This is a genomic window from Cupriavidus sp. WS, assembly GCF_000395345.1.
In the GTDB taxonomy this organism is placed as follows: Bacteria; Pseudomonadota; Gammaproteobacteria; order Burkholderiales; family Burkholderiaceae; genus Cupriavidus; species Cupriavidus basilensis_B.
In genome coordinates, this window is sequence record NZ_AQPL01000347.1 from 1 (window position 1) to 6,404 (window position 6,404).

Annotated in this window: 9 protein-coding genes; 1 reads left to right on the forward strand and 8 read right to left on the reverse strand. The window is 63.8% G+C overall.

The window, feature by feature from the left end:
• The 8 genes from K206_RS44390 to K206_RS0125855 all read right to left on the reverse strand — a co-directional run.
• Positions 1-203, reverse strand: a 203-nt coding sequence (locus K206_RS44390) for a heavy metal-binding domain-containing protein (RefSeq protein ID WP_231401681.1), incomplete at its 3' end; no start/stop codon positions are given.
• A 93-nt stretch (positions 204-296) separates the two neighbouring features.
• Positions 297-560, reverse strand: coding sequence for a heavy-metal-associated domain-containing protein (locus K206_RS41855; RefSeq protein WP_081651511.1), 264 nt, complete (start codon positions 558-560; stop codon positions 297-299).
• Positions 561-603: 43 nt separating this feature from the next.
• Positions 604-1,251, reverse strand: a complete 648-nt coding sequence (locus tag K206_RS0125835) for an isoprenylcysteine carboxylmethyltransferase family protein (RefSeq protein WP_020205276.1) — start codon at positions 1,249-1,251, stop codon at positions 604-606.
• Positions 1,248-1,571 carry a DUF2933 domain-containing protein gene (locus K206_RS41860; protein ID WP_081651510.1) on the reverse strand — a complete coding sequence of 108 codons (324 nt, stop codon included), beginning with the start codon at positions 1,569-1,571 and terminating at the stop codon, positions 1,248-1,250. The genes K206_RS0125835 and K206_RS41860 overlap by 4 nt, the downstream gene beginning before the upstream one ends.
• 56 nt (positions 1,572-1,627) lie before the next feature.
• The gene (gene copD / locus K206_RS0125840; protein ID WP_020205277.1) at positions 1,628-2,569 is read right to left on the reverse strand and encodes a copper homeostasis membrane protein CopD; all 942 of its coding nucleotides are present in this window, start codon (positions 2,567-2,569) and stop codon (positions 1,628-1,630) included.
• A gap of 3 nt (positions 2,570-2,572) precedes the next feature.
• Positions 2,573-2,959 carry a copper homeostasis periplasmic binding protein CopC gene (gene copC, locus K206_RS0125845; protein WP_020205278.1) on the reverse strand — a complete coding sequence of 129 codons (387 nt, stop codon included), beginning with the start codon at positions 2,957-2,959 and terminating at the stop codon, positions 2,573-2,575.
• 87 nt (positions 2,960-3,046) lie between these two features.
• Entirely contained in the window at positions 3,047-4,054 is a 1,008-nt protein-coding gene (locus tag K206_RS0125850; protein WP_186296745.1) for a copper resistance protein B, read from the reverse strand.
• A 28-nt stretch (positions 4,055-4,082) separates the two neighbouring features.
• Positions 4,083-5,921 carry a copper resistance system multicopper oxidase gene (locus tag K206_RS0125855; RefSeq protein WP_029044097.1) on the reverse strand — a complete coding sequence of 613 codons (1,839 nt, stop codon included), beginning with the start codon at positions 5,919-5,921 and terminating at the stop codon, positions 4,083-4,085.
• Positions 5,922-6,168: 247 nt separating this feature from the next.
• Between K206_RS0125855 and K206_RS39285 the strand changes: the two genes are divergently transcribed.
• The coding region (locus K206_RS39285) for a response regulator (RefSeq protein WP_043367101.1) at positions 6,169-6,404 on the forward strand (236 nt) is incomplete at its 3' end.

Sequence of the window (6,404 nt, forward strand, 5' to 3'; positions counted from 1 at the left end):
GCGCCAGGATGATCCTGCCGGACTTCGGGGTGCATCGGACAGGTGTAGATCACGCCCGTCGGCGTTGCGCCCGACCGACCCTCGGCTGCGGGTGCGCCTGTGTGGCCGCAATACACATGCGCTCCGGGAACCATGTTGCCCGACGGCAGTGTCCCCTGTGCGGGAAGATCCCGTTCGGGTGTTTTTCCCGGGGGCTGGCTCATGACGGTTTCTCCGAGTTCTCTTGGATGGGTATATCGGCTTCGACCTGGTGGACGAAACTGTGTTCTGATTCCACACGGGAGGTACCGAGCGGATTATCCGCAGCAGCAACGCCCGCGGCCGGCGCCGGGCGCTTTGCTGGCCCCGGCGCCACTGGCTTGCGCCGGGTAGCCGGCCTGTTTCAGCGCCGACACCAGCGGATCGATGCCTTCGGCAAGATCGCCATGGACACGAACACGGCCTGCGCCCAGGTCAACCTCCACCTCTCGCACGCCCGGCAGAGGTTTGAGTGCTTCAGTGACGTGTTTGACGCAGGCGCCGCAGGACATGCCCTGGACGTCAAGATCGATGGTGGTCATGGTCGTGATCTCCAGATGGATTGGCGCCAATGGATCGGGCGCATCAGGTTGCGGCGGACCGCCGCCACCGGGGGAAAAAACGCGGCGTGGCTTGCGTATAGCGCTCGAACTCCGCCCCGAATCGGGCTCGCATCTCGGCTTCCTCATTCACCGCCAGACGGCCGTACATGATCAGCAGGATCGGGAACATCAGCAACGTGAGCAGCGTCGGCCATTGCAGCAGGAAGCCCAGCAGGATAAGCACGAACGCCACATACTGGGGGTGACGGACGCGGGCGTAGGGGCCTGCCGTGGCCAAGGTGCCCCGGCGCTGCGCGTGATAAAGCACCTGCCAGGATCTGGACAGCAGATAGAAGCCGTAGGCGAGCAAGACGTAGCTGGCGATGTGCAGCACGCCGAAATGCGGGTCGCCCTTCTCACCCAGCAAGGTCCACCACAGATGGCCGGCGTCGTGGGAAAGAAGGTCGAGGCCGGGATAGCGGGTCTGCAGCCAGCCCGAGAGCAGATAGATGGTCAGCGGAAACCCATACATCTCGACGAACAGCGCGACGATGAAAGCGGCAAACGCGCCGAAGGTCCGCCAGTCGCGCGCCGTCGCCGGTTTGAAGAAGCTGAAGGCGAACAGGATGAAGATGGCCGAGTTGAAGAACACCAGCAGCCACAGGCCGTAGGCGGGTTGATCGTGGCTCATGGCTGGTCTCCGCGTTGATCGCGTGCGTTGATGTCGGAGCCGGCGCCTGGATTCGGTGTTTGGGTCGGCGTGCCCGGCGTCGTATCAGGCGGTGTGCGGGAGGAATGGTCATGCCCGCCGTGGCCATGGCCGTGGTGCATGAAGATGTGCATCAACGGGCAAGCCGCGAGCAACAGGAAGGGCAGGAACCCGACCACATGGGCGGCGTGTTCCTTGAGCAGGAAGTAGCCCGCAATCGCGCCAAGAACGAGCAGGCCGATCCCGTATCGGGAGCGCCAGAAACGTGGAGGCGATTCGTTGTGACGGTGATGTTCGTTCATGATGAACCTTCCTTCAAAAGGGTCGGCCCAGCGAGCGCCGACCATGCCTGTCGAAATCAATAGGGTCTCGTGTTGCCGGGTGGACTCAAGGTGCCCAGCCAGGCCACTGCCAGCAGGATCAGCGTCATGGCCGTCGCCTCAATCGCCAGGCTCTTGCACAAGGCACGCTTGGCGCAAGCGATCTCGGTGGAACTTCTTGCCCGCTCCAACAGCGGCCCCAACCGAAAACGATTTGCCGCGGCCAGCGCGAGCATGGTGCCGAACAGGCCCAGCTTCACCAGCAGCAAGATACCGTAAAGGCTGGATGCCATGCCCTGAAGGCTCGGGCCGACGATAAGCAGATAGTTCACGACGCCGGTGACGATCAGCACCGCGACGATGAGCGTGCCGGCCGCCGAAAACCCTGTCACGGCCTGGCGCAAGAGCAACAGATGCCGGTAGGCATCGCCCTGGACCGGGCGCAGCAGCAACAGCAGAAAGGCGGCCAGTGCACCGAGCCAGGCGCCAGCACCGAGCAGGTGCAAGGTGTCGGCCGCGAGATGGATACCGCCGCGTGTGCCGGTATCCATCGCTCCATGTCCCGACCAGACCAGCGTGGACAGCCCAACCGCTGCTAACAACGAGGCGAGCGCCAGGCTCGCCGTGGGCGACCGTCCGTAGAAGCCGGCGCAAAACAGGATGCCCACGAGCGTCGCTATCTTGACCACCCACGCGATACCGACGTTGGTGCCGGTGATGATCATGCCGAACACATGGCGTTCAAGTTCGCCAAACTCCGCCACTCCGCTCATGGTCACCGCAAGCATCAGCATGCCGACGCCCGACACCAGCAGACCAACGCCCGCGAGCCAGGAGAACAGCCTTCGAAAACCGAAAGCTGCATGGGCGTCGGCCGCGTTACCCTTCACGCCGTACAGGCCGAACAGCGGCAGCCCGAACAGCAGCATCAGATCGGTGTAGCTGACGAAGCGGACAATGATGTTGCCCCAACCCTCCATGGCTCACTTCACCTTGAAGGAGAAGTCGCCCGTCACGGGATGGGTATCGGCCGACACGGCGCGCCACTCCACGCGGTAGTCCCCCGACATCGGCGGCTTGGCAGGTGTGATCACCATGGTCTTGCCGTCCTCGCCACCGGATACCTTGACGTCCACCGGCATGGGACTGTGGGACATTCCCGGCATGCCGGTCATGACCAGCTTGGCGCCGGAGAACTGAGTGGTCAGCGTTTCGGAAAAATGCAGTTCGATCTTCGCCGGAGCCGCCACTTCAGCGTTCGCTTGCGGATCGGAGGTCAGTAGCCTTGGATGGGCCTGCGCGGCGACGCTGAACAGCAGAATGCTGGTGGCAGCGGCAATGGGGAGGAGAAATTTGCGAATCGAGAACATGGTCATTCCTCTGTTGGGTGGTCGGTGGTTGAAAAACGGTTGTCTGTCCAGACGGTGATCGGCAGGACGAGCCTGGGCGCCAGCCCCCTAGAACCAGAAACGTACACCCGCGACCCAGCGAATCTCCTGCGCGCGTTCGCCCGAAGCGCGCACGAAGCCAGCGGTCTTGCCGAAACTGCCGCTGCTCTCCACGCCGATGTAGGGGGCGAACTGCCGGCTGAACTCGTAGCGCAGGCGAAGCCCGACCGTGGCGTTCGACAGGCCGCTACCAATGTCCCGCTCCGGGTCGCTCTTGCCGTAGAACTGCGCCTCGGCGCGCGGCTGCAGAATGAGCTTCTGGGTCAGAAGCAGGTCGTAGCTCGCGGCCAGCCTCAGCGCGGTCCTGCCGCCATTGCCGACATAGCCCGTCGCTTCGACATCGAACCAGTATGGCGCCAGCCCCTGGACCCCGAAGGCAAGCCATCCACGATCGGGGCCAGTGCCCGTGTCATAGCGCAGGCCCAACTGGGTGTCCCAGTACGGCGTGATGGCGTGCCCCCACAGCAATTCGGTGCGGGCGTCCTGGAGCTTGCCGCGGGCCACCTCGCCTTCGGCCTTGAGGACTGCCTTGTCGAAGTCGTAGCCGAACCAGCCTTGCAGGTCGTAGGCGATGGCGTTACCGCCATGGTTCGCATAGGAGCGTTCCAGCCGATCGACCAGCAGCGCACCGAAGCTATGCCCATCGGCAAGACTCAGGGCGGGAACGCCGGGAACCGCATACGCGCCCGCGCCGCGGATCAGGCCATCGGAATAGGCATTGGGATCACGCGCGTCGGCGGGCGCGGAGCCGCCTTGCATCTGCATGTCGCCATGGTCCATGAGCGGCGTGGAAACCGGTGTGGCAAGCGCTGTAGCGGGCGCTGGGGGCGCACTATGGCCGGCATGAGGATCGGCTTGGGCCGCGCCCGGCGAAGCCGCTGGCGGGGGCGGCGTGGCCGCCGCACCATGGTGCGCTGAATGGTCGTCTTCCTGACCAGCCTGTGACTGCGCCAGCACGGGGTTCGCCATCGTGACAATCAGTGCCAGGGTCAATGCGTGGAGGTGTGTCGTTTTCATCGTTTGTGCACTTCTCTTCAAGCGGCGCTCAAGACACCACGACCTCGCGGAACATGCCCGCATCCATGTGAAGCATCAGGTGGCAGTGCCAGGCCCAGCGCCCCAGTGCGTCGGCAGTGACCAGCAAACTGAGGCGCTGAGCCGGCTGCACGGACAGGGTGTGGCGACGTGCCAGGAAGCGCCCGTCGGGGCTCTCCAGCTCGCTCCACATCCCATGTAGGTGCATCGGGTGGGTCATCATCGTGTCGTTGTGCAAGATGACGCGCAGCCGCTCACCGTGGCGGAAATGCACTGGCTTGGACTTGCCGAATTGAAGCCCGTCGATGGACCAGGTGTAGCGCTCCATGTTGCCGGTGAGGTGCAGTTCGACCTCGCGACCAGGGCCGCGCAGGTCGAGCGGACCGCCGGGCGTGTGCAGGTCGGCCAGGGTCAGCACGCGCCGGCCGTTATTGCGCAATCCGATGCCCGGATCGTCCAGCGCGGTGCGCGGCATGTCCACGCGCATGTCCGTACCCGGCCCGTACTCCGTTCGGGCGTGTCGCACGGTGGTACTGGGCGCGGCCAGGGGATTCGCGCTGTCCATGCCCTGCATCTGGCCGGAATCCATGCCTGTCATGCCTGTCATGCCTGTCATTCCCTGCATGGCACCGTGGTCCATGCCGGCCATGGAGCCGTGGTCCATCCCGGACATGCCCGACATGTCGCCGTGGTCCATCGCTCCCATCATGTCCGCCATCGACAGCCACGGGGCCGCGTCCATCGGCGGCACGGGCGCACTGAGCCCGGCACGTACCGCAAGCGTGCCTCTGGCATAGCCTGTGCGATCCATGGATTGCGCGAAGATCGTGTAGGCATCGTCGTGCGGCTCGACCAACACATCGCAGGTCTCGCCTGGGCCGAAGCGGAACTCGTCCACCGTGACCGGCTCGACGTCCACGCCATCGACATGCACCACCTTCAGTTTCAGGCCAGGAATGCGCACGTCGTAGAAGGTGTTGCCGGCGCCGTTGATGAAGCGCAGGCGCACGCGCTCTCCCGGACGGAACAGGCCGGTCCAGTTTCCTGCGGGCGTGGTGCCGTTGGCCAGATAGGTCAAGGTCTGTGCCGAAAGGTCCGAGAGATCCGTCGGGCTCATACGCATCTGGTTCCACATCTTGCGCTTGTCCAGCGCGGCCGAGAGGCCATCGCGCGAGGCGTCGCGGAAGAAGTCCACCGCCGTCGGCTGATGGTAGTTGTAGTAGCCGCTCTGAATCTTGAGCTTCATGAAGACGCGCATGGGGTCTTCATCGGTCCAGTCCGAAAGCAGCACGACGTGGTCGCGCTCGGCACGGATGGTTTCAGGGCCGGCGGGGTCGATGATGATCGCCCCGTACATGCCGGTCAGCTCTTGGAAGCCGGAATGCGAGTGGTACCAGTAGGTGCCGCTCTGGCTGACCTTGAAGCGGTAGGTGAAGGTTTCCCCCGGCGCGATACCACCAAAGCTGATGCCCGGCACGCCGTCCATCTGGTAGGGAAGGATGATGCCGTGCCAGTGGACGGAGGTGGACTCATGCAGCCGGTTGGTGACGCGGATGGTGACCGTATCCCCTTCGCGCCAGCGCAGCGTCGGCGCAGGCAGCGAGCCGTTGATCGTGGTGGCCATGCCCGGTTGGCCGGTGAAGTTTACGGGTGACTCGGCAATCACCAGATCGAACTCCGTACCTTGCAGGACTGGGGCGGTTCCGCTGGCGGCCCGCGCTTGCTGGGCTACGGCTTTCAATGCGGTCGTTGACAGCCCCAGCAGGACACCGCCCGCCGCCAATCCCTGTACGAATCGCCGCCGCGACAGCATTAGTGGCCGTGGGGCATGAGGGGGATAGCGCGTCATGACGAAAAACTCCAGAAACAGACATCGAAGGGTACGCGCGAGCCCTGGGAAAGGGAGCGCGCTTTTACGCCGTTGACGACCATGCTAGAGAGGCGCCACTTTCTCTCGCATGACCCATTAATTACATTCATGTAATGATCCAGTCATCTTGGTGGAAGATTCATCCAAGTACATTGATCCGGAAGTCAGTCGCGCAGAATGAGCGAACAGATGCGCGAGAGTTCATGGCGTGAGCCAGGGAAGAGTGATGAAACTGTTGGTGGTCGAGGACGAGGACAAGACAGCGGACTACGTTCGCCAGGGCCTCATGGAAGCGGGGTTTGTGGTGGACGTGGCACGCAATGGCCTGGACGGCCACCACCAGGCCATGAGCGAACCCTACGATCTGGTCATCCTCGACGTCATGCTGCCCGACGTGGATGGCTGGCGCATCGTGCAGTCGCTGCGTGAGGCGGGCAAGCAGGACGTGTCAGGAATTTTGTG

Excerpts from the sequence above, each read along its gene's own strand:
- K206_RS41855 (WP_081651511.1), bottom strand. The coding sequence starts at position 560 with ATGACCACCATCGATCTTGACGTCCAGGGCATGTCCTGCGGCGCCTGC.
- K206_RS0125835 (WP_020205276.1), bottom strand. The coding sequence starts at position 1,251 with ATGAGCCACGATCAACCCGCCTACGGCCTGTGGCTGCTGGTGTTCTTC.
- K206_RS41860 (WP_081651510.1), bottom strand. The coding sequence starts at position 1,571 with ATGAACGAACATCACCGTCACAACGAATCGCCTCCACGTTTCTGGCGC.
- copD (WP_020205277.1), bottom strand. The coding sequence starts at position 2,569 with ATGGAGGGTTGGGGCAACATCATTGTCCGCTTCGTCAGCTACACCGAT.
- copC (WP_020205278.1), bottom strand. The coding sequence starts at position 2,959 with ATGTTCTCGATTCGCAAATTTCTCCTCCCCATTGCCGCTGCCACCAGC.
- K206_RS0125850 (WP_186296745.1), bottom strand. The coding sequence starts at position 4,054 with ATGAAAACGACACACCTCCACGCATTGACCCTGGCACTGATTGTCACG.
- K206_RS0125855 (WP_029044097.1), bottom strand. The coding sequence starts at position 5,921 with ATGACGCGCTATCCCCCTCATGCCCCACGGCCACTAATGCTGTCGCGG.